This window comes from Corallincola luteus, from assembly GCF_004336975.1.
In the GTDB taxonomy this organism is placed as follows: Bacteria; Pseudomonadota; Gammaproteobacteria; order Enterobacterales; family Neiellaceae; genus Corallincola; species Corallincola holothuriorum.
Genome location: NZ_SJXE01000006.1, coordinates 21,361 through 41,594 on the forward strand (window position 1 = coordinate 21,361; position 20,234 = coordinate 41,594).

Sequence of the window (20,234 nt, forward strand, 5' to 3'; positions counted from 1 at the left end):
TGTATCCACTTATTACTTCCGCCCTTTAGAAGAAACTATCTTTTACGAGAATCGCATCACCGGGTCTAATCTTAGTCACCAGCGTCGCCACTATCGTCTTCTTGCCATCACCATCCTGGCGAGACAATTCGAATTTATCGGTTGATGCTCTTTGCGTGAAACCGCCAGCCAACGCGACAGCCTTTTCCAAAGTCAAACCTGGTTGAAATGGGTAGCCACCCGGTTTGTTCACTTCGCCATAAATATAAAAAGCGCGGTATTCTATAATGCTAACCAAAACGCTAGGGTTGATCAGGTAATCACCTCTCAACCCATCGGCAATCAATTCACCCAACTCTTGTGTCGTCTTACCTTTGGCTAGCACACTGCCCAAGTAAGGGTAATTAATCTTGCCGTTCTGGCCGAGAGTCGTCTCAACAGAGAGTTCTTCTTCACCAAAAACGTGTATGCGAATCTCATCACCAGCACCTAACTGATAATTCTCTAGTGAGGTATTAGCGAACACGTTTAAAGGCGACAAAACGCCTATGAAAACAACGGCTAAAACTTTATAGAATAACTTTGAAAAAGACATAGCGAGAAATAACCTCAGTTACAGAGCAACTTTCACTGATAGGTATACCACGTTTTTATCGTAAGTAACGGAATCGACATTTGAGTCTTGGTCACTCCAAACGTATTCACCTTTGAACTGCAACCAGCGACGGAAGTCATAGATGGCGGCCAAAGAGGCTCTCCAATAGTCATCATCACGGTCAACACCGGTGTAGGACTCACCAACATATTTAGTCCCGACTTCGGTGCTGAAACGGTCTAACCACTTATGTCTCCAGCTCGCAGAGGCATAAGTTTCTTTGATGTAGTCACCGAAGGTATCAGGATCTCTTGCTTCGCGACCGGTTGCGAAGGTCAATGCGGAATATTCCTTAGGTTTCCAGGTCAATGCAACATCCCAAGATACGCCGTCAAAATCTTCTCTGCCGTTATCATCGAAATCTTTATTTTGCCAACCGATACTGGCACGACCTTCTGTTTTACCTGTGATATCCCACTCAACACCAGCAAGTGCTTTAAACACATCACTGTCTCTAGAGATAGTGCTGGGATCAGTGACATCATAATCTATCTGTTCGTAACCAATATCCAACAACAGGTCGGTCTTCGGCATGACGTTCCAATAGGTCGTTGCACCGACCTCAACAGCATCGTAATCACGGTACTGAGTGACATCTTCAAAGTTACGATAATCTTTCTTTTTGTACAGAGAGCGTAAATCAAACCTTAAATCGGAAGACTGAGCACCCAGACCGAAAACACCGCCAACAACGTAGTAGTTATATTTGGTTACATCATCAAATACGCCTTGATTACCTTCTGAAATGCCGGTACCACGAGCATCGTGAGTACGTCGATAGCTCGCATCAAGATCTAACCGATATTTTGCCGTGAACTCATGATGACCACGGGCCGAAACTGAATGATCAAAATAGTCATCATCACTGGAGTCAACGTACCAACCTGAGTCGAACCCAAAGTCGAGCGTACCATTGGTAATATCATTACCCGCCTCAAGCTTTGCTCGCGGAGATATCACCGTATACATACTGTCTTTTTCGTCACTATTACTATTAGCAACATTGTCGTCATAACCAACCACGGTTGTTAAAACTGGAGTCAGGGTCATGCCCGAATCAAGCTTGATAGGCGCAGGCTCGAACCCTTCAGCACCGACAACCGCGGTATAACTACCGGCACATATAGCCGCAAGTAGCCCTAATTTTTTTGGAGTATCCAACATAAATTTTCCCTTAGTACGCATTGCTGCCCACAAATCCTTTGAAAATAGTCAAAAAGACAATTTTGATATCTAGCCACAGAGTCCATTGGCGGATGTAGTTGAGGTCAAACTCGACTCGCTTTTCCATCTTCTCCAACGTATCCGTTTCTCCCCGAAAGCCGCTAATTTGCGCAAGGCCGGTAATACCGGGCTTGACCTTATGGCGAAGCATGTAGCCGGAGATAAGTGAACGATACTCCTCGTTGTGCGCTACAGCGTGCGGCCTTGGTCCAACGATAGACATTGAGCCTTGGAGCACATTGATGAACTGAGGGAGTTCATCCAATGAAGTTCGGCGCAGGAACGCACCTAACTTGGTAATTCTTGGATCACCCTTGGTTGCCTGCTTAACCACTTCCCCGTTGTCCATCACCCGCATGGAACGAAACTTCCACACACGAATGGGAGAACCATCAATACCGTAACGATCCTGCTTGAAAAACACCGGTCCCTTCGACGTTAACTTAATCGCAATTGCAATCATCATCATAGGTATGGCGATCAGACCCAAAATAAGTGACCCGAGAACAAGATCTTCAACGCGCTTTAACCATGACGAAAAACCGTTAAGAGGAGAATCGAAAACGCTTAACGTCTGAACCTCACCGACGCTATGCCAACGAGCATGCAGTATTTTGTAGATAAAGAGGTTAGGAATAATATGCACATCAACCGTAGTATCACCGCAGCGCTCCAAAATCTGGAAAATGCGATCCTCAGCCTTTAAAGGCATGGCGATATAGAGCAAATCGATCTCATTTCGACGCGCCATCCCTATAGCATCTTCGATATTACCGATGATCCGGGTACGATCGTATGATGAGAACCTATCCACATCCCGGTCATCAAAGATACCTTTAAGACGAATACCTTGTTGCGGATTCTTTTCGATCTGATTAGCGAGCTCTAAGCCTGATTCGGTCATACCAATAATGGCCACAGTACGAGTGTTGTGGCCTTGTTCACGCATAAAAAACAGGACTTGGCGATACCATAAGCGCCATACGCACAACAGGACCCAGCAGAAGACTATCCAAGCGAAGAAACTTCGGCGTGACATGCCGATTTTTTCCTCAAATAGAAACAGGCAAACCAGTCCAGCAAGGGCAACAATACCCCAACTAAAACTCACTGTACCCAGTAGCTCTGATCCGGTTGAAAAACGCCAGGAGCGATAAAGCTCCATACTCTCCGCCACGAGCATAAAGCTGATGGCGGCGATTACCGCCATTAAAGTGAATGTAGAACTCACTTCCAATTTCAATGAATGACACGTCAGCAAAAAACTGCCAATGATGATGAACACGTCAAAGAATCGGTATAGCGTGGAAAACTGATTTTGGTGAGATCGGATAAAACCTTCCCTAGCCATTGCCCTTCTCTCCTACCATTAGCATTAGTGACACAACAGAATTCGTCTTAAAATTGAGCAAGTGCCTATTTTCACGATCTAGGTCACATTTGCAACCTTTTAATAACACTATTAGCAAATCTAATGCCAACAACCTAAGATTGCTTTTCGCTTTACAATCAAACACTTAATATCAAAGATCAAATTGTTACGTGAAAAAGAGATGAAATGACGCACTTTTTGGAAGATCTGCACCAATTTAGGGCGCTAGAAGTGGTTACAACGAACGCCCAAAGTAGCGATGATTAGCGCGCAGCCTCAGCAGTCCACCTTCGGCCAAGTAATGCGGTGGCAGAAACATTCCACCGAAGCGCGATGTGTTCTACGAGAATCGGCATTAACAGCCCAGCAACAACGCCGATAGGAAGCAGGATTAAGTGTTCAGAAACACCCAATTTATTTAGAAAAATCCGACTAGATGAAGTCGCAAAGACATGAAAAAGATAAATACTATATGAGTAGCCACCAATGTAAACTAACACCCTACTGTTTAGGCGAGATGACAATAGCAATAACGCTCCTCCACCACCGATACACAAAGACGTAATAGTGTGCCTTCCAACTGTTTCTGCATACCCGAGCAAACCTAAATTCGCATATACAAAAGCTACAATAGCAATTAAAAATATAGCTAACTTATAGCTCCATTTTGAGGGTACCAATGAAAAACGATAAGTTGCTACACCCAACAAAAAATAAGGGAAAAGATAAAGAGCGCCAGAGACTCCAAGGGTATTCGGCAAATTCTCACCAAAAAGATAGATTATTGATACTAAAATAATTGTAAAGGCACACTTAGCGCGAGAATTCAGAATTCCTCCTTTTTCCATAAAAATGGTAAAAATGAATATGATAAAAAGAGATTCTAAAAACCAATAATGGGCAACAGGCTCTATGTGTAACATAAGCCAATCAGAAGAAGATAAGGATCTATTTGATTGTGGAACCAAGGATTGCAGAATCGCGAACGCAGTGCCAACGATAAGCATGGGAATAAGTAGACGCCGAGCTTTTCCCTTTAAGAAACTGTAAGCGCCACCACTGTATGGGCGAATAGCATAGACATAACCAGACAAAAATGTAAATAAAGGCATGCGCAAATAAGATAGAGTATCATTTATATACCTAATAAAACTATCGTCAGCGACTTTCAAACCTGAGAGACTGGTATCTCCTACAACATGGTATGCAACCAAGAGTATACACGCCAAGCCTCGGACTGTTTCAACTGTATTATCTTTTTTCAACACTTCACCTAAAATCTATAAAGTAAAAACTATTCAGTTTTCGTCTCTGACATATAAATCATCATCGCAAGCATCAGTAGCCAAAAGAAAGAGGTTCCAAGTATAACGCCACTTGTAGCACTGCCAACAAAAAGACAACCAACAACAACAGTAACACTTACTGCACGCCTATCAACACCTGAATCTACAGGCTTTCTTTTCATCAATGTATTTAGAAGCAACTTTACAAGAATAGTTGAAAAAATAATCGTTCCCAAATAACCAACACCCAAGATCATATCAATATAGGAACTATGGGTAGACTTAGCATCCCATCCAAAATCAACAGAATATTTATACATAACCTCAGGGCGATGAAAGTATCCTAATCCATAACCGATAGCTGGCCTTTGAGCACTAAGCTCAAGCAATACATCCCAAAGACCAGTTCGCCCAGTTAAAGTCGGATCTTTGTCCAGCAAGATAAATATCTCATCTATAAATGAATTGACCGTAAAATAAACCAAAACCAGAAGGACTGTATAAATAAACAAGAATATTGCTTTCTTATTTTTATCATCTAAAGCCAATAAAAATTGAACAAACAGCAATGTTGGAATAACAGCCAAAAATGTAATGAGCGCGGTTGTAGATTTCGACATTACAGCCATTAGGAAGCAGGCAAAAAAGCCTAAAACTGCAATTTTCTTTCTGCCTGCGGTCATAAATGCCTCATAAAACAGAAAGATACCAGCTAGAGATATAAATCCACCAAAAACATTTTTATGGACAAAAAGTCCTCTCCAAGCACCGTGGTGGTTCGCAGTCATTACACCATACTGAGGTAGCAGTATGGTATAGGCAAAATTTACAACTAAAGAAAAAAATATAAATTTGTAGACGACTTTGTAAAGTGCTTCACCACCATATTCTTTAAAATAGAGATAAAGGGGGATACTAATAAAAAACACAGAAAGAAAATATCTTAGAGTAGAGCTAATGCTTGGTGAAAAAAGAATAGAGAAAAGGCATACAGCTATAAAAAAAGCCCATATAAAATTAGGCTTTATCGCTTTGACCTTGCTTGCTGAATTAAAGAAGAAATACACAAGAACCAGTAACATTGCAACAATCTGCATAAGTTTCTGTGGCATATAACCTATTGTTGCCAATAAGTATTCGGCATTTGGGTAGCCGATCCCCATATTAGTACTTCTTAACAACACTAAGTATGTTAGTAACGTCAACACACCTCTATTAAATGTATCTCTTCTTACAATCATAGTTCTACGTCATTTGAAAAGTAGATATCTTTATACTCGATAGAAAGAGTACTGATACCATTCCAACCTGTTGGATTATAAATACCAAACTTTAGGAAGGGACTACTTTTATCATTAAAGGTGTTAGCACCACATTCAGCTGAAACAACATATCCATCAATTTCAACAGTCAAGCAAGCAGAGTCAGAAGTAGATAGCACACCTGACATTCTAAACTCATGCCATACTTCGGGAGTAAGAGGTAAATTTTCAAATAATGTTCTTGAGGAAATGGAGTTACCCTCACCAGCACAAGTGCCATTAGGTAAATGAGCAATGGCTTCTTTATCCGAGCGATTAAACATTCTTAGCTCACCTTGAAGAGCCTCTAATGCCATAATTGGACAGCGCCATTGCTCACCTTCGTCGGGAAAGCTGTGTACCTGAAAATAACTATGCCAGTAATGGTCACTACTGTTTTCTGCTGCAGTTTTAAATTTAAATGACAGAGAGAAAGGCCGATCACGCTCCAACAAGTCGTGAACAGCTACTTCACAACGCTTGCCTTGGTTGGCTCCAAGCGTAAAACCGGCCTGGCCTGGAGCTTGCCCAATTAAAGCGTCGCCATGCCAGCATTCTAAGTGCACTCGTCCGGAGCTTAATGTCGGAAAGGCATTGGAAAAATCACCTGCCCATAAGGAGTATTCTGTATAGTTAAAAGTACAACCAGCTAAAATAGACATTATAAGTACGCTAAACATTATCTTCGATCCTTTTAATGATCCGAAATAATATCGCGCTAGCAGCATCACAGACCTAAAACCGAGCGACAATAGCGCGGGTTAAAAACGTTACGTTACCGACAACATAACGTTTAAATAGCCGCTTAGGCTCTTTACACAACCGATATAACCACTCAAGACTGAGCTTACGGATCCACTCTGGCGCACGCTCCACTTTACCAGCCATGAAATCAACAATGGCACCGCCATTGATACAAGCTATTCCCTCAAACGAAGCGGCAACTTGCTGCGATACCAACTCTTGCTTCGGCATGCCCATCGCAAGTAATACAACCTCTGGGGCATATGAGTCGATCAATGCAAGATACGCTTTGCTCTCTCTAAATCCATCACACGTGCATACGACATCTAGTCCTAATTTCGTGACCTGTTCCGCCGCGGTGCTCAGTTCATTGTCTGTTGAGCCAAATATAGCTATTCGTTTCCCTTTAAACGCCCCCTCAAGAAGCTGTGGGATTAAGTCGGTACCATTAAGGTTAGCTCCTGGCTCTTTCTTTAACAGCTTAAATAGGATCTTTACACCGATACCATCGCGAAAAAGCACGCTGCTCGCAGACAAAGCCCCGTAAAATTCAGGCTTCTTGCAGCTCATATTAAAAGCATGAGCATTGGCAAAAGAAACGGTAAGATGACCTTCAGTTTCGAGGCGCCGTATACAAACATCAATAGCCTCTTTATCTGTGCGACACACAGTGATCTTGTTTACTAACCCTCTGAAAACATCTTTCATTCGTTATCCAACGCCATCATTTTATGTTTAGATAATCGAGCACATAACATGCTCGTTTCTGCCATGTATTGCTCTTTGCAAAATCAATACGCTTTTGCTTTTTTGAGCTTTCTCCCTCAGACAAAGCACGCCGAGTAGCAGCAATAAATTCCGCTTCACTATTACAAATATCAACTAACTCACGACCTACCGGGTCAAAATCACACCCAGTGCTGACTGCAGGTAAGCCAAAGGCACAATATTCATAGAGCTTGAGTGGGTTTCGATATGCATTGAATGGAGATTCAGCGTATGGGCAGATACCAACATCGAATAGGCCTACAAAGTCGATCAACTTCTGATAGTCGACCCGCCCAATGAGCGTAAGATTATTTGCCTTCTGAGCTAACGCGTTAATCTCATCATTATGTACCGCACCAATCATCTGGATATCACATTCAGGGAAAGCTTCACATAGCTTACTGACTAACTCGGCATCTGTAGTCTGATCGATCGCGCCAACAAACCCTATCACCGGCTTTGGTTTAGTACTCCCGGCACCCTGGTTGGTTTGGAGTAGCGACTCGTCAATCGCATTACCGAGATACTTTACCTTGTCGGGATTAGCTAAACGGCTGACCAATCGCGTGCTCGTTGCAAAAGTGCTGATACTATTCTGAACACAAGCGCTTAACGTCGAGGCGTAGTTGCTACGACGAGAAAACTGATACTCTTTATCATCGTCGTAGTTGTCATAATGGGTGTAAGCATAAGCAATACCCAAATGTCGCAAATACAGGTACTGATCAGGCTTATATAGCCACGCGAGATGCTTCTTTTCTCCTGTGATTTTTATACGCCGATAAACTTGCCAGCGCACAGGTAAAGAAACGAAAAGGTACATCAGCAAACGACTTGAGAAGCACCATGACACGGGCAGCAAGGTCCATAAGCGGTAAATCAAAATACCATCACAGGTTCCCTTCTCCCCCACCGGTTTGAGTAGCATTTTCAACAACCACTGTGGTCGATGAAAATACAAGGTACTTTGCCCCCGCTTTGCTAGCTCTTTCGCCAGAGCAGAAAGAAAAGGGCGCCGGTGGAATTTATTATAGGATTCTGCAATAGAAAAGAATGCAACAGCCATTCTCAGCGCCCTGATGCAATGCCGTCACCGGCAAATAGCGCTTTGTAGAACCCTAACATCCAAGTAAACCCACACGCATACATCAATGGACAAAGCACAAAAATCATTCTCAAACTCGCGGCATAACGCAAGTTACGTATATTAATACGCGTGATTTTTGCCAACATCATGAGCGGTAACAACAATGCCAATACCAGCTTTTTCAAAAAGCTGTCTCGGGAACCATAACGTAGGAAAAATAGGTTATTACCCGTGATATAGATCTTTCTGAAGACCTTTTTCAACGGCGAATCCTGGATTTGGTAGCCAACTACATCGGGGAAAAATCCTAGCTGGATTCCGTCTGATGCCAATCGCTCTGTCAGCTCGGTATCCTGCATTCTTGGTATATCACTAAACCCCCCTACAGAATCGAATAACTTCTTCTCAACAATCATCAGCGCCGAACTTAAATTTGAGCGGATGCTTGGGGTTCTAGAGGATTGAGACTCGTGATTAAAGTAGTAATGCTCAATGTAGGAAGACAAATTTGGGTCACTTTGCATATCCAAATCCAACGCCCCACCAAACATCTGGCTGCCCGCTTCGCTGCTGCAAGCATGTTTCGCAATGTTTTCTAATGCATCATGTTTGAGGACAACGTCTGCATCAACAAACACCAAATAATCACCGTTTGCATGTTGAGCACCAATATTTCGCCCACCACCAGGGTTAAATCTTTCGGCGACCTTAATCAAACGCACACCATCAAATGCGGCACAAATCTGATCAACTTCGTCAGTTGGCGAGCAATCTACAACAATGATTTCAGCATCAACATTCTTTAGCTGATCAGTTTGTGCGGCCAAATTCCGTCCCAAATTATCTTGAGACTGATATGAAGGAATAATAACGGAGAGCTTCAAAGATGCTTTAGTCACTTAAACTTCCTTTGTTGTCATACAGTTACTCTTCGAGAGAATTCCCTCGTAGATTTTTTCTAAACTTTTGCACTGCTTAGCCAAGTCATGGTTCTCACGCACATTCTCTATCGCTCGCAGGCTAAAGCGTTGCCAAAGATCCTCGTCATTTAGCAACGTGGCTATAGATTCGCCCAACTTAGCAACGTCACCCACAGGAACCACGAACCCAGATTCGTCCCGAGCCAAAGCTTCCGGCATACCACCACTTTGAAAAACAACTGCGGGAGTCCCAACTGACTGTGCCTCGGCAATAGCGAGAGCTAACGCTTCTTCATGGCCATTGTCTAAACGCATGCTGGTTTGGCAATAGACCGCCGCTTGCTGCATTCTCAGTTTCACCTGCTCCGGGGGCAGTTTACCCGTGAACTCAACATTTACGCTGAGTTTCGAAGCCAGGGCTTCCAACGCTGCCTTTTCCGGGCCATCACCAACAAGCACTAACTTAGCATTAGGATTCTTTTGCTGAACTTCAGCCATGGCGCGAATCAACAACTTATGACCTTTGTACGGCACCATTCGGCCAACAAGTAGTACAGAACCATTGCGAGATATAGCGGGGTCTGGCTGAAAGAACGTTGTATCAATGCCGATATAGTGACGAACGATTTTTTCAGGCGCGAAACCAAGCCCCAGCAACTTATTACGAATGAAGTCTGACACCGCGATAAACAGGTCACCTTGCTCTGCTAGCATTTTCAATTCACGGCGAAAACGTAAATGTAAACGACCATGTTGCTCCATCGTTGGAGTATCAATCGTGGCATCAAAGCCATGAAAAGTAGTGATTAGAGGTACCTGTAATCGTTTCGCCCAAGGCAAAGCTGTCAGGCCATTAGGCCCAAAGTGTGCGTGAACCAATTTTGGCGACAAGCGCTTACCCAATAACGCCACAGGTGGGGTCACATGCCCCAATTTAAGCGCCATATCAGCCAACTTGCCTACGAACCCCTTGCGAATAATATGTTCTCGCTCGGTAGGTAGCTTAAGTCCACCTTCTACAGCGTAGCTACCTACGTAGTGAGGACAAAAGCCAACTAACGCTTCACCTTGTGCACGAATGAAAGTTTCCGAGTAGCTCAATAGATGATTCGAAAAAATGGCAATTGTCGGCTTATTCAATTCTTGCTGCATAATCTATCCAAAGTGTGTGATACCAGATGTAGCATTTACGACTTGCCAAAAAAGGCTTTCAATTCAGAAAACCATTTCGGGTGAATAACTGTCAGAACGAGGAGATAGCATACGCCCCCGCCAACAACAGATGACAACGCCGAAACCAATACAGAATATTCAAGCTGACGGCTAACAAATGTAACGAAAATAGCCATACACAAGGAGGCGAACGCTGCACCAACGAATGTGGACAGCTGGCTCTTAAAGCCGATGCCAAGCACCTTTTTAAGCCCCATAGAACTGAATGGAAATACAACAACACTGCGCAGTAGCATCGCAAATGCTGCTGCTAAAGCTCCTAACTCGGTGCCATACCAATAAGTCACAATCAAAGCGATCACCGTGCCAATAATATCCGTCGTTAATGTGACGCCAGGCCGAGCCAACGCGGTCAACGAAACAGGGATATAAATACGCGTGAAACTAAGAGCTGCAACAATGGCTAAAAGTTGGACGGGCACAATGGCGTCATCCCATTCGCTGCCGAAGATCCATGGCAGCAGTACAGGAGCCAACGCAGACAACCCAACAAACATTGGAATAACGATCAGTCCAGTATTTTTAGTGGCGTCGAGGAATAAGCCCTGTAATTTCGGTAGATCACTTTGACGTCGAGAAAACACAGGTAACGCATAACTGAGCAGACCACTAGCGATGGCACTTCTAGGCATTTCAACCATGCGCCAAGCCAATCCATAAATACCTACCGCGGCGGCACCCGCTGTCGCGCCAAGGATGATCGGGATCCCTCGAATAGACGCATCCCAGCTCAATCGACGCAACGATAAAGCCCAACCGACCGAAACCAATTCACAAAAAGCACGCCAAGAAAATTGCATGCCTATTTTTTTGTCACTCAAAACAGCTAAAGAGAGCAGACTAAAAAGCTCTATCAATACCGCCTGGGTAACAACAGACCAGCTTCCTGCGCCCTGAAAAACCATGGTTAAGCCGACAGCCGCACCTAAAAGACGAGCAATGATAGTGCGCTTCGCAAGCACATTGAAATGCCCCTCTCGACGCAAACCAGCAACATAGACAGTACTGATACTAACCAAAGGGATCTGAACAATAGATAGCAAAATCAAATCATGAAGTAACGGTTGTAGCGCTAGCGCATGCGAAATCGCCACAACCAGAACACACAACACGACGCTGATAAAGATGCCTCCCCACCAGCCACTATCGAAGTGTTTTTGCAGAGGCTCCTGATGGCGGACAATGGCATCTTCAAATAGATTACCAAAGATAAGTGATAGTCCTTGGCCCACAGATAGAGCCAATACAGCCAAACCAAATTCAATAGGGCCAAGCATCTTTGCATAAACAAAGAACGTAGCAATAGAGATAAAGGTAATGCCAAATTTCTCTAAAGCAATCCAAAGCAGCTTGATGACTCGACCATTCATTTAGCTGGCCTTTTTCTCAATGCCATCAGACGAATCGAGACCCAGCCAACACTCCGCATAGCGCCTCAATTTGCCATAACTGTTGTCCCTCATTGAGACTTCCAAACCCAACAGCAAGGACAAAATCATGCCATGCAAACGATCTGTATCAACACGCCCATATTGAGAGAAGTGACGAATAGCACGATTCATCATGTTCTGAATATATAACCACCACAGTTTGTCTAACCCTAGGTTGAGCTTAAAGCGGTTCTCCAACCTCGCGAGGCGTCGAGCAAAGCTATAGAAAAGATTATCACCGGTAGTAAATAGGTTATCCCAATCAAACTCATCAACGCTGCCATCTGCCGGATTAGCTTCAATATCACGGCGCCTTAATGTCAGCGTCTTGTTCGCTAAAGATGACGGCCACTGCCATTTCCCTAGCAGACCAAATGCCATATCAGGCAGCATATGTAATTGTTTGTCAGACAATACTTTGCTCATCACATCTCTGGACGGATTGTCTCTAACGAACATGTAAAGTTCAGGATGATTCTGGTAGATCGCAGCGGATGCAAACAACGCTGCCTCATCGTTGTAATGAACAGACTGAGGCATAATCAAAATCTTGTTATTTGGAAACGCCTCAATCACTTGCTCACGTAAATTTTGGTGATGAGGATACAAATCACCAAAATTACCGCCACCATGCAAAACGAGTACAGCATCTGAAGGGATAGTCGCTTCAAACAAACGGTTAGCATTCCGCTCGGAGATACGCATCATTACATTTGTTTGCAGCGCATCAAACACCGCTTCAGTACCAGCCTGAATAAGTAGATCACCCACATTCAAGTGCATTGGATAATCAATATAGACAGCACGTTTGCCTCCAAGATGTGGACGCAAATCAGATAAAAGCTTATCTCGCAAAGTTTCCATTCGAGAAAAATCTGGAGTCAAAAGAGGCGCTTGCTTGGTCACTTACTTATCCTTTTGGTTGCACAGGAACAGGCTTAGCTGTTGTTAATCTCATCTTGACTCTTTGCCATACACTCATTCCTTGAGTAGGAGAACAGGAATCAAAATATGCTTTAGACTGCTCAGTCATCGATACTGATGGATCTTTTTTCCAACAACGAATGGCACGCGGTGCCATACACAAGCCTTGCCACAAACCTTTCAAAGTGGATGAATACAAGCCCGAACGGAATCCACGCCAAATCAATAAGCAGGTATGGAACACTGCCGTAGGAAAGAACGTGCGAAATTTGAAATGCAGGTAGGTCTTGTTCCTGACGTCAAACGTCCAACGACCGCCAGTCCAAGCAACACGATGCTCTGCGGACACTTTATGACCAATGACAACTTCAGGCGTATATTTAATCTTATAGCCCGAATTAATCAGCCTTTTGGATAGGTCTACCTCTTCATGCAGGAAGAACAGATCTGCGTCGTAGCCGTTGATGCCATCAAATGCCTTACGAGTAAGCATGTGACCAGCACCAACAAAGCGATCGGTGTAAAACTCTTTCTCAGCCCACTCAAGCATATCCTGATGATATGACCAACTCGTATGATCATCTTCTTCAGACCCGAAGCGCAGGATCCTAAATGCCAACGCACCGAGGTCATCCTCTTTTTCCATCATGGCGCACGCTTTAGCTAGTTGGTATTGGTCAACAAACTCCGCATCATTGTCTAACGCAACAATGTAATCACCCGTCCCTTGAAGCGCGGCCTGATTGCGGCCACCAGGAACACCAAGGTTTTCGTGGTTACATACCAAGTGGATGGCAGGGTCCTTTGCACAGTGTTCACGCAACTGCGCCAGTCCTTCAGGCTTTGATCCTTGATCAACGACGATAATCTTCTTATCAATCCCCGCCTGAGACAAAGCACTGTCAATAGCTTTCAAAGTATCATCAACCCTATCCCATGAAAGAATAGTGATATCCACTTTTGGTTGGTTGTTCATCAATTACTCCAGCTCCAAGTCCTATCCGGAAACCCTTTCCAATGTTCCGATACGATGTCTATAGTCCGACTAACATGCCTAACGTAGAGCGTCACTCGGCGATAAACCTTTACAGGGTTACACGCTACCGCCCTTAGGTTATGGATCCCAATTCCCAATTTAGGGAGTATTCACCCCATCGCTTGCGACACTCAAGCAACCTATTTAAGTTGGAAAAGGTTAAAAAAATGAATTAGGAAAGGCAGGGCAACAAAAAGACAACTAAATTAAAATAACAATGCTCGGCATGTACTCATGTCCAAAGTGCCGTTCATTCGCTTAATCTTACGTCCCTGACTAAAGCTATCCTTTGATCTAACAATAATGCCCAACCTACGGCATTACCTTTTTGCAACACTTTGCCAACACGCAGGAAATGTGCCATTGATCACATTAACTGTCAAACTGTATAGCGCACATTTTTTGACCGTCATTGCTAACTAACTGGTTTAGAAAGAGATCATAAAAAATGAGGAACGATTGCAATTGTAAGCGGTTAGCCTACTCTTTTGTGACAAGGCAAGATTACTGAGTATTTCGGGACTAACTAAATAAGACTATAAGCACTATTACAGTGCACTTGAGCACCGTTTTTGAGCAACTCAAATTACTTTCATATTGTAACGTTAGTTTTGTTTAGTTTTCGTTAATGCGATGATATTATAGCCAGCAATTAAGGGCTTAAAGCCTGTTAAGCCGTCTGAGGAGAAGCGACATGCGGAAGTCGATGTTATCAGTATACGCCGCTGTATTAATTGGGGGTTTTTCCCTAAGTGCATCAGCAGCAGAAACCGCTGTAATAGAGCCGGGAATCGTCGAAATGACCTCCCTTAAAATACAACTTGCTGCAACAAAACTGGAAGATGGCACTTGTAGCGAAGAAGCATTGACCATAGTTAAACAGCAGATTGCAGATAGCACTTATGCTACAACTGATATCTTATCAACGGCAATTACCGTATGTAATAGCGCTGCCGACAAGCTAGCACTACTAGCGATTGAAGGTGCCCCTAGCGATCAGTTGGAAGAGGTGCTTGCACTTTCTTTTGAGCTCACATCTGCAGATGCTCACAAAGATCTATATAGCGCAGCACTCAAACGTGGGCTGGATGACAATACGATTTTAACCGCTGCTATTTTAGGTGGCGCAGATCCGACATCATTAGGTCCACAGACAGCAGCAGGTGGAGAAGCCGATAGCGGGCTAACAGTTTCAGCACCTACAGCAACTGGCGGTGGTGGTAGTGGTGGTGGTTCTATATCTGCCAACTAGCCTGCCTCAGCAGTGAATGACACCAATAAGGGCTCCCTTGGGAGCCCTTATCTTTTGTAGTACATTAAGATCCCATGACTAGCATAGTGACAACAAACCGCCTTGCCTTTGGCCTTCTTATCGCCATCTTAGTTTGGGTACCTATCCCCTTAGGAAGTAACAGAGTCTGGGCTTGGTCAGTTCTTGAAATCATGTGTTTTTCCCTTGCCCTGCTGTCACTTTTACAGGCATGGAAGACCCCAGGCATATACAAAGCCCACCTTCGACATTTCATGCCGCTTTGGATCTGCTTGAGCGCATTGCCTGTTATGGCCTTCTGCCAAAGTTTGATCGGATTAACTCAACTCAATATTTTCAATACCCCGCAGGAAGATTTAGGCCGTGCAGAACTGTTGGCGCTTCTAGGATTCAGCTACGTAGCCTTTAGTTTTTCCGTCGCCGTTCTTGTTCGCACTCCCAAGCGACTAAAAATTTTGGTAACGACACTCGTCTTTTCTGCAGTATTTCAATCTTTGTATGCTTCGACATTGATGTTCACAGGATTAAGCAGTAGCCCGATTTTCGACATCGCAATAACTAACAGAGCTAACGGATCCTTTGTTTATCACAATCACCTTGCTAACTATTTAGCGCTATGTGCGGCAATGGGAATTGGTCTAATGGTCAGCCAATTCAAAAACGCTTCTGCTGGCTCCATCAAACTCAAAGTGCATGATTGGTTAAATGCGATGACAGGTCGGAAGATGGTACTTCGCCTTTCACTCATAGTCATAGTGATCGCTTTAGTGCTAACACGATCCCGGATGGGAAATGCGGCATTTTTCTCTAGCCTTATTGGTACAGGTATCATTGCGATGCTGTTTTATAAGTCGCGCCCTAAAGCACTTCAGTATTTTATCGTTTCCATTTTCATTATCGATATTTTTGTCGTCGGCTCGTTAGTTGGATTGGAGAAAGTTAAACAACGATTAGAAGAAACTAACATAGCGACAGAAACAAGGGATGATGTCGTTAGCCAATCATTACCAATGCTTTTCGACAAGCCGTTTGTTGGTCATGGTGCAGGCAGTTTTTATACCGCGTTTAATCGCTACCAGACTGCGGACTTAGGTGGATTCTACGATCACACCCACAATGACTACCTTCAATTTTCATTGGAATATGGCATTCCAGCTTTTCTTCTTGCCTGCGCGGGGGTGCTTTGGAGCTTCTTTCTCACGATAAAGACAATGCGAAATAGGCAAAGCCAGACAATGAAAGGGATCTCATTTGGCTGTTGTATGGCAATCTTGGTGATGATCATTCACTGCGCGGTTGATTTTAATCTTCAAGCAGCAGCCAACGCCCTCACTTTCATATCAGTACTAACCGTTAGTGTTGTTTGTTGGATAATGCCGAATCCGCGTTCGCATGCAAGATGATTTTTGCGCACCTAAGTGCAAAGTGTAATGAGTGAGAGCCACCTCAAAAGCTAATCCACTCCAAACTAAAGTAACAACCTATTAGCTCAACAAAGCTCAATCTCATAGTGAACAACAGAATAAATAAGGGCAATAAAAAAGCCGCCTCAAATGGCGGCTTTTCAAATTGAATAAGCGATAAAGAGCTTATGCACGGCGACGAAGCAGTCCACCACCGATCAAACCTGCAGCCAGTAGAGCCAGAGGAGCAGGTGTAGGCACTTTCAAATGCGCAGCATCATCGTTACCAGCAACACGAGAGAATTGTCCGCCTAAGGTAGCACCTGAATCGAAAAATACAGAAACCAGACCACCAAACATATCGTTACCAAATACAGATACATATGTAAGGCTAGGATCAACAAAATCTACATCGACAATCCAAGCAAAACTATCACTAACTAGCTCATCAAACGTAATCTCTAATACGTCATTAGAACCGTCTACCGTTTCACCTGTCGACTTCTGATAAGCAACATAATCTGCGTCGCCATCTAGGAATTCAAGCTTAGAAGATAACCCTTCCGTATCAAACACCAAACCAATGCCTGACAAGTCAATAGAAACTGAGCTAATAAGCTCACCTTCGGTTGACATGTTCTCTAAAACAAACGGGTCATTCCAAGTGTTACCATCGATAGTCAAATCAACCATCGGAATTGCTGCGGCACTAGCACTACATAAAGCTAGAACGGCGGCGGAAATTAAACGACGCATATTTACTGCTCCCTTGCAACAAACTGATATAAATCCAGAACGACTACTAAATATTTCACCATTAGCGAAAAATTATACAGAAAGAAATTGTTATAAAATAGTGTCATTATTTTTAACACTTTTCTTCATCACCTTGGCGATCATTCTGCGTTCAACCATCTATCTGATGCAGCCCAACAATACTAACATTTCCACCACGAATCTAAGCGATAACAAAAGAAAAATATCTAATCCATCGCCGATGCTCGCAAGGCTATCTCCCGCCATCTCTCTCTGCTACTATCGCCGCGTTACCCTTCAGAACAACGGCAATGACAACCTCTATCGCTCGTCACGGTACCCTCTTCGCTTTAGCGGCCTATCTGATGTGGGGCGTTGCGCCTATTTACTTCAAACAGTTAGCAGGCATAAGCGCCCCTGAAGTGCTGATCCATCGTGTGGTTTGGTCGTTCCTATTGCTGCTGGTAGTGATCCTGCTAGCGGGGCGCTGGAATAAGGTACAACAGCTGTTTCGTCAGCCCAAACACCTTGCTCTGTTGACCCTTAGCTCAGTGCTAATCGCTGGTAATTGGGGTCTCTTCATCTGGGCGGTCTCCCACGACATGATGCTGGAGGCCAGCCTGGGCTATTACATCAACCCACTATTCAATGTCGTCGTGGGCATGTTATTCCTCGGTGAGCGCTTACGCCCTTTACAGTGGGGAGCCGTCGCATTGGCTGCGGTTGGCGTACTCATCCCTCTACTTCAACTCGGTACCTTGCCCTGGGTCGCATTAACCCTTGCTAGTAGCTTCTGCCTCTATGGCTTGATCCGCAAACAGATCCCCGTGGATGCCCTCACCGGCTTATTGCTAGAAACCGCACTGCTACTGCCACTAGCGCTCGTTTACTGGGCGAATCTCGACTCTGCCAGCAGTGACCTAGCGGCAAATACCACCTACCTCAACACGCTGTTGATATCCGCCGGTGTGGTCACCACCTTGCCGTTACTCTGCTTTGCCGCCGCGGCTAAACGCATGCCATTATCAACCCTCGGCTTTTTCCAATATATAGGGCCCAGCTGCATGTTTTTATTAGCCATTGGCCTGTATGGCGAAGTGCTGCAGCTAGAGCGGTTAATCACCTTTGGCTTTATCTGGGCGGGACTGGCGCTATTCACCTATGACAGTCTGAGAAAAAAACCTGACACGGTCGGCTGATATAAGGATCAACAGAGAACCGATATCTGACATAAGCTAAAACGGGTGAGCACTCTCAAAGAGGGGCAAGCCGAGCACCTCATTCACAATCCCTTTCGATGCAGTCACTGTGACGGCACTGCTATGACTGATTAGTTGCACGGACACCGGTGGCTTAAGCTATATTCTAATTAGTTAGGCCATTTGTTAAATAGGGAAGTAATGGTGGTAGATCATGGTTGATAAAATCCAACAAGCACACCGCACAACAGGCTCGCCCTGCGTCCGCAACTGCTGTTTGGACGATAACGATATCTGTCTGGGCTGCTTTCGCTCTCTCGAGGAGATATTGGCGTGGAGGGAGTCAAGTAAAGAGCATAAGGCGCAGATGCTGGAGGAGTGCCTCATGCGCCGCAGTGAGCGACAACGCTAACCAACAGCTTCATAGCTCTTACCCTATCAAATACCGCTGCTTCGCTGATGCATGCCATCCGAATAGTTGCCCCCCTTTAAAAATCATAAGCCACGGCTCACAGCAGTGCGGCCATTGCTGAACCCGCTCCGCCTTACGAGCAAGAAGAGGTAAGAATGCTTTGCGAAGAGTGGGCGGAAGCCGAGGAGGTCCCCTCCTCAGAACACCATCAGTTCCTAGCGAAATGCATGCAAGAAGAGCTGGAGGCGAGGGGTTATTACGACGAGCAAGCCACTGATGAACAGTTAGAGATGGAAGGTGAAGGCGACGACCCTTACGCGAAAGAGGTCGAACTCGACGAGCCTGCGCCAGAAGCGTATTAAAAGCCCCAATAATCGATAGTTGACCGCTATGAAAGAGTTTATGAGTGACGAGCAGCATGACCGCAAGTTGAAAAGACAACTGCGGCAGCAGCGTAAAAAGCTAAAAAGTCATGATCAGCAAACAGACGACTGGGATGATCAATCACCACAAGCTCATGGTAAATATGAAAAGAGATATAAAAACTAGCGAGCTCCCGCGTTAACCCGCGCAGGGGTGTCAAACCCCCTGCTATCTCCCCTAAGCAGATCCCAATACCAGCACCAAAATCAAGCGACCAATAGTGAGACGCTACATCTGAATCCACTAATAAAAAGCCACCTAAACCATTGATTAATAAAGAATCAAAAAATATAAAAATTGGTACCTAGGCCAAACAATCAAACTTAATCAATTGATTTTTCTTCCCAGAATAGTGACATTATTTTATCTGCCAAATCCGAACTATTGGCGACACCCTACTCAACAACATGGATAGTGAGACGAATGAAACCATCATACCTACTAGTTATTTTCTGCTGCTTTGGTGGTAAAGCATTTGCAGAGCCCGCCTCGGTATTTGCCGAAGATGAAGTGCGTCAACTCTGCCAAGAATGGGCTGACTCACAACAGATCCCAACGGCAGATCAAACCGAGTACCTAATGGATTGCATGGCTCAGGAACTGGAGGCGCGGGGTTACTTTGAAGAAGATAATTTCGATGAGCCGATGACAACGGCGCTCGATGAAGAGAGTGATGACCCCTACAGCGACAGCTATACAAACTAGCCTGCCACGGCAACGGGCTCTGTTACCTCGGTGACATAATGCGGCCGCATTATGTCATGGGGTGTTACCCATGACGCGGCCGAACCATTGTCGTCACCACTGCAAAA

The 20,234-nt window shown here is 44.5% G+C and carries 21 protein-coding genes; 7 read left to right on the forward strand and 14 right to left on the reverse strand.

What is annotated here, in order from left to right; translation table 11 throughout:
* Nucleotides 1-25: 25 nt before the first annotated feature.
* The 13 genes from EZV61_RS12430 to EZV61_RS12490 form a co-directional block, all read right to left on the reverse strand.
* A complete protein-coding gene (locus EZV61_RS12430) occupies nucleotides 26-520 on the reverse strand; it encodes a polysaccharide biosynthesis/export family protein (protein ID WP_240695204.1) in 495 nt (164 codons plus the stop codon).
* A gap of 72 nt (nucleotides 521-592) precedes the next feature.
* Nucleotides 593-1,798, reverse strand: coding sequence for an outer membrane beta-barrel protein (locus EZV61_RS12435; protein WP_165569596.1), 1,206 nt, complete (start codon nucleotides 1,796-1,798; stop codon nucleotides 593-595).
* Nucleotides 1,799-1,808: 10 nt separating this feature from the next.
* Nucleotides 1,809-3,209: an undecaprenyl-phosphate glucose phosphotransferase gene (locus EZV61_RS12440; protein WP_131415973.1), complete on the reverse strand. Its 1,401-nt coding sequence runs from the start codon at nucleotides 3,207-3,209 to the stop codon at nucleotides 1,809-1,811.
* Between the two features lie 284 nt (nucleotides 3,210-3,493).
* A complete protein-coding gene (locus EZV61_RS12445) occupies nucleotides 3,494-4,495 on the reverse strand; it encodes an acyltransferase family protein (RefSeq protein ID WP_165569597.1) in 1,002 nt (333 codons plus the stop codon).
* A 29-nt stretch (nucleotides 4,496-4,524) separates the two neighbouring features.
* Nucleotides 4,525-5,679: an O-antigen ligase family protein gene (locus tag EZV61_RS12450; protein WP_165569598.1), complete on the reverse strand. Its 1,155-nt coding sequence runs from the start codon at nucleotides 5,677-5,679 to the stop codon at nucleotides 4,525-4,527.
* A gap of 74 nt (nucleotides 5,680-5,753) precedes the next feature.
* Nucleotides 5,754-6,497 carry a heparin lyase I family protein gene (locus tag EZV61_RS12455; protein WP_165569599.1) on the reverse strand — a complete coding sequence of 248 codons (744 nt, stop codon included), beginning with the start codon at nucleotides 6,495-6,497 and terminating at the stop codon, nucleotides 5,754-5,756.
* Nucleotides 6,498-6,552: 55 nt separating this feature from the next.
* Nucleotides 6,553-7,269 (reverse strand): WecB/TagA/CpsF family glycosyltransferase, encoded by a 717-nt coding sequence (locus EZV61_RS12460; protein ID WP_131415981.1) that lies wholly within the window; start codon nucleotides 7,267-7,269, stop codon nucleotides 6,553-6,555.
* 16 nt (nucleotides 7,270-7,285) lie between these two features.
* On the reverse strand, nucleotides 7,286-8,395 hold the full coding sequence (locus EZV61_RS12465; RefSeq protein ID WP_131415983.1) for a glycosyltransferase: 1,110 nt from the start codon (nucleotides 8,393-8,395) through the stop codon (nucleotides 7,286-7,288).
* 2 nt (nucleotides 8,396-8,397) lie between these two features.
* Nucleotides 8,398-9,315, reverse strand: coding sequence for a glycosyltransferase family 2 protein (locus EZV61_RS12470; protein ID WP_205695380.1), 918 nt, complete (start codon nucleotides 9,313-9,315; stop codon nucleotides 8,398-8,400).
* Complete coding sequence (locus EZV61_RS12475) at nucleotides 9,316-10,488, reverse strand: glycosyltransferase (protein WP_131415985.1); 1,173 nt, start codon at nucleotides 10,486-10,488, stop codon at nucleotides 9,316-9,318. It lies immediately after the preceding gene.
* Nucleotides 10,489-10,523: 35 nt separating this feature from the next.
* Complete coding sequence (locus EZV61_RS12480; protein WP_131415987.1) at nucleotides 10,524-11,939, reverse strand: oligosaccharide flippase family protein; 1,416 nt, start codon at nucleotides 11,937-11,939, stop codon at nucleotides 10,524-10,526.
* Entirely contained in the window at nucleotides 11,940-12,905 is a 966-nt protein-coding gene (locus EZV61_RS12485; RefSeq protein ID WP_131415989.1) for a polysaccharide pyruvyl transferase family protein, read from the reverse strand.
* A gap of 4 nt (nucleotides 12,906-12,909) precedes the next feature.
* The gene (locus EZV61_RS12490; RefSeq protein ID WP_205695381.1) at nucleotides 12,910-13,899 is read right to left on the reverse strand and encodes a glycosyltransferase family 2 protein; all 990 of its coding nucleotides are present in this window, start codon (nucleotides 13,897-13,899) and stop codon (nucleotides 12,910-12,912) included.
* 754 nt (nucleotides 13,900-14,653) lie between these two features.
* On the opposite strand from EZV61_RS12490, the gene EZV61_RS12495 reads away from it, so the two are divergent.
* Both EZV61_RS12495 and EZV61_RS12500 read left to right on the forward strand, forming a co-directional pair.
* Nucleotides 14,654-15,211 carry a hypothetical protein gene (locus tag EZV61_RS12495; protein WP_131415993.1) on the forward strand — a complete coding sequence of 186 codons (558 nt, stop codon included), beginning with the start codon at nucleotides 14,654-14,656 and terminating at the stop codon, nucleotides 15,209-15,211.
* An 86-nt stretch (nucleotides 15,212-15,297) separates the two neighbouring features.
* Entirely contained in the window at nucleotides 15,298-16,632 is a 1,335-nt protein-coding gene (locus EZV61_RS12500; RefSeq protein ID WP_165569600.1) for an O-antigen ligase family protein, read from the forward strand.
* A gap of 186 nt (nucleotides 16,633-16,818) precedes the next feature.
* On the opposite strand, the gene EZV61_RS12505 is transcribed toward EZV61_RS12500, so the two are convergent.
* Complete coding sequence (locus EZV61_RS12505; RefSeq protein ID WP_131415997.1) at nucleotides 16,819-17,388, reverse strand: hypothetical protein; 570 nt, start codon at nucleotides 17,386-17,388, stop codon at nucleotides 16,819-16,821.
* 311 nt (nucleotides 17,389-17,699) lie between these two features.
* On the opposite strand from EZV61_RS12505, the gene rarD reads away from it, so the two are divergent.
* From rarD to EZV61_RS12525, 5 genes are all read left to right on the forward strand, one after another.
* A complete protein-coding gene (gene rarD / locus EZV61_RS12510; protein ID WP_131415999.1) occupies nucleotides 17,700-18,587 on the forward strand; it encodes an EamA family transporter RarD in 888 nt (295 codons plus the stop codon).
* A 214-nt stretch (nucleotides 18,588-18,801) separates the two neighbouring features.
* On the forward strand, nucleotides 18,802-18,999 hold the full coding sequence (locus tag EZV61_RS12515) for a DUF1289 domain-containing protein (RefSeq protein WP_114339375.1): 198 nt from the start codon (nucleotides 18,802-18,804) through the stop codon (nucleotides 18,997-18,999).
* A 155-nt stretch (nucleotides 19,000-19,154) separates the two neighbouring features.
* Nucleotides 19,155-19,361, forward strand: coding sequence for a hypothetical protein (locus EZV61_RS12520; RefSeq protein ID WP_131416001.1), 207 nt, complete (start codon nucleotides 19,155-19,157; stop codon nucleotides 19,359-19,361).
* Between the two features lie 40 nt (nucleotides 19,362-19,401).
* Nucleotides 19,402-19,548, forward strand: a complete 147-nt coding sequence (locus tag EZV61_RS19450) for a hypothetical protein (RefSeq protein ID WP_165569601.1) — start codon at nucleotides 19,402-19,404, stop codon at nucleotides 19,546-19,548.
* A 297-nt stretch (nucleotides 19,549-19,845) separates the two neighbouring features.
* On the forward strand, nucleotides 19,846-20,127 hold the full coding sequence (locus EZV61_RS12525; RefSeq protein WP_131416003.1) for a hypothetical protein: 282 nt from the start codon (nucleotides 19,846-19,848) through the stop codon (nucleotides 20,125-20,127).
* Nucleotides 20,128-20,234: the final 107 nt, after the last annotated feature.

Bases quoted from the DNA above. Each gene is read 5' to 3' on its own strand.
- EZV61_RS12450 (WP_165569598.1), bottom strand. From the start codon at position 5,679: ATGGGGATCGGCTACCCAAATGCCGAATACTTATTGGCAACAATAGGT.
- EZV61_RS12455 (WP_165569599.1), bottom strand. From the start codon at position 6,497: ATGTTTAGCGTACTTATAATGTCTATTTTAGCTGGTTGTACTTTTAAC.
- EZV61_RS12435 (WP_165569596.1), bottom strand. From the start codon at position 1,798: ATGTTGGATACTCCAAAAAAATTAGGGCTACTTGCGGCTATATGTGCC.
- EZV61_RS12505 (WP_131415997.1), bottom strand. From the start codon at position 17,388: ATGCGTCGTTTAATTTCCGCCGCCGTTCTAGCTTTATGTAGTGCTAGT.
- EZV61_RS12475 (WP_131415985.1), bottom strand. From the start codon at position 10,488: ATGCAGCAAGAATTGAATAAGCCGACAATTGCCATTTTTTCGAATCAT.
- EZV61_RS12480 (WP_131415987.1), bottom strand. From the start codon at position 11,939: ATGAATGGTCGAGTCATCAAGCTGCTTTGGATTGCTTTAGAGAAATTT.
- EZV61_RS12440 (WP_131415973.1), bottom strand. From the start codon at position 3,209: ATGGCTAGGGAAGGTTTTATCCGATCTCACCAAAATCAGTTTTCCACG.
- EZV61_RS12515 (WP_114339375.1), top strand. From the start codon at position 18,802: ATGGTTGATAAAATCCAACAAGCACACCGCACAACAGGCTCGCCCTGC.
- EZV61_RS12495 (WP_131415993.1), top strand. From the start codon at position 14,654: ATGCGGAAGTCGATGTTATCAGTATACGCCGCTGTATTAATTGGGGGT.
- EZV61_RS12465 (WP_131415983.1), bottom strand. From the start codon at position 8,395: ATGGCTGTTGCATTCTTTTCTATTGCAGAATCCTATAATAAATTCCAC.
- rarD (WP_131415999.1), top strand. From the start codon at position 17,700: ATGACAACCTCTATCGCTCGTCACGGTACCCTCTTCGCTTTAGCGGCC.
- EZV61_RS12460 (WP_131415981.1), bottom strand. From the start codon at position 7,269: ATGAAAGATGTTTTCAGAGGGTTAGTAAACAAGATCACTGTGTGTCGC.
- EZV61_RS19450 (WP_165569601.1), top strand. From the start codon at position 19,402: ATGAGTGACGAGCAGCATGACCGCAAGTTGAAAAGACAACTGCGGCAG.
- EZV61_RS12520 (WP_131416001.1), top strand. From the start codon at position 19,155: ATGCTTTGCGAAGAGTGGGCGGAAGCCGAGGAGGTCCCCTCCTCAGAA.
- EZV61_RS12490 (WP_205695381.1), bottom strand. From the start codon at position 13,899: ATGAACAACCAACCAAAAGTGGATATCACTATTCTTTCATGGGATAGG.
- EZV61_RS12525 (WP_131416003.1), top strand. From the start codon at position 19,846: ATGAAACCATCATACCTACTAGTTATTTTCTGCTGCTTTGGTGGTAAA.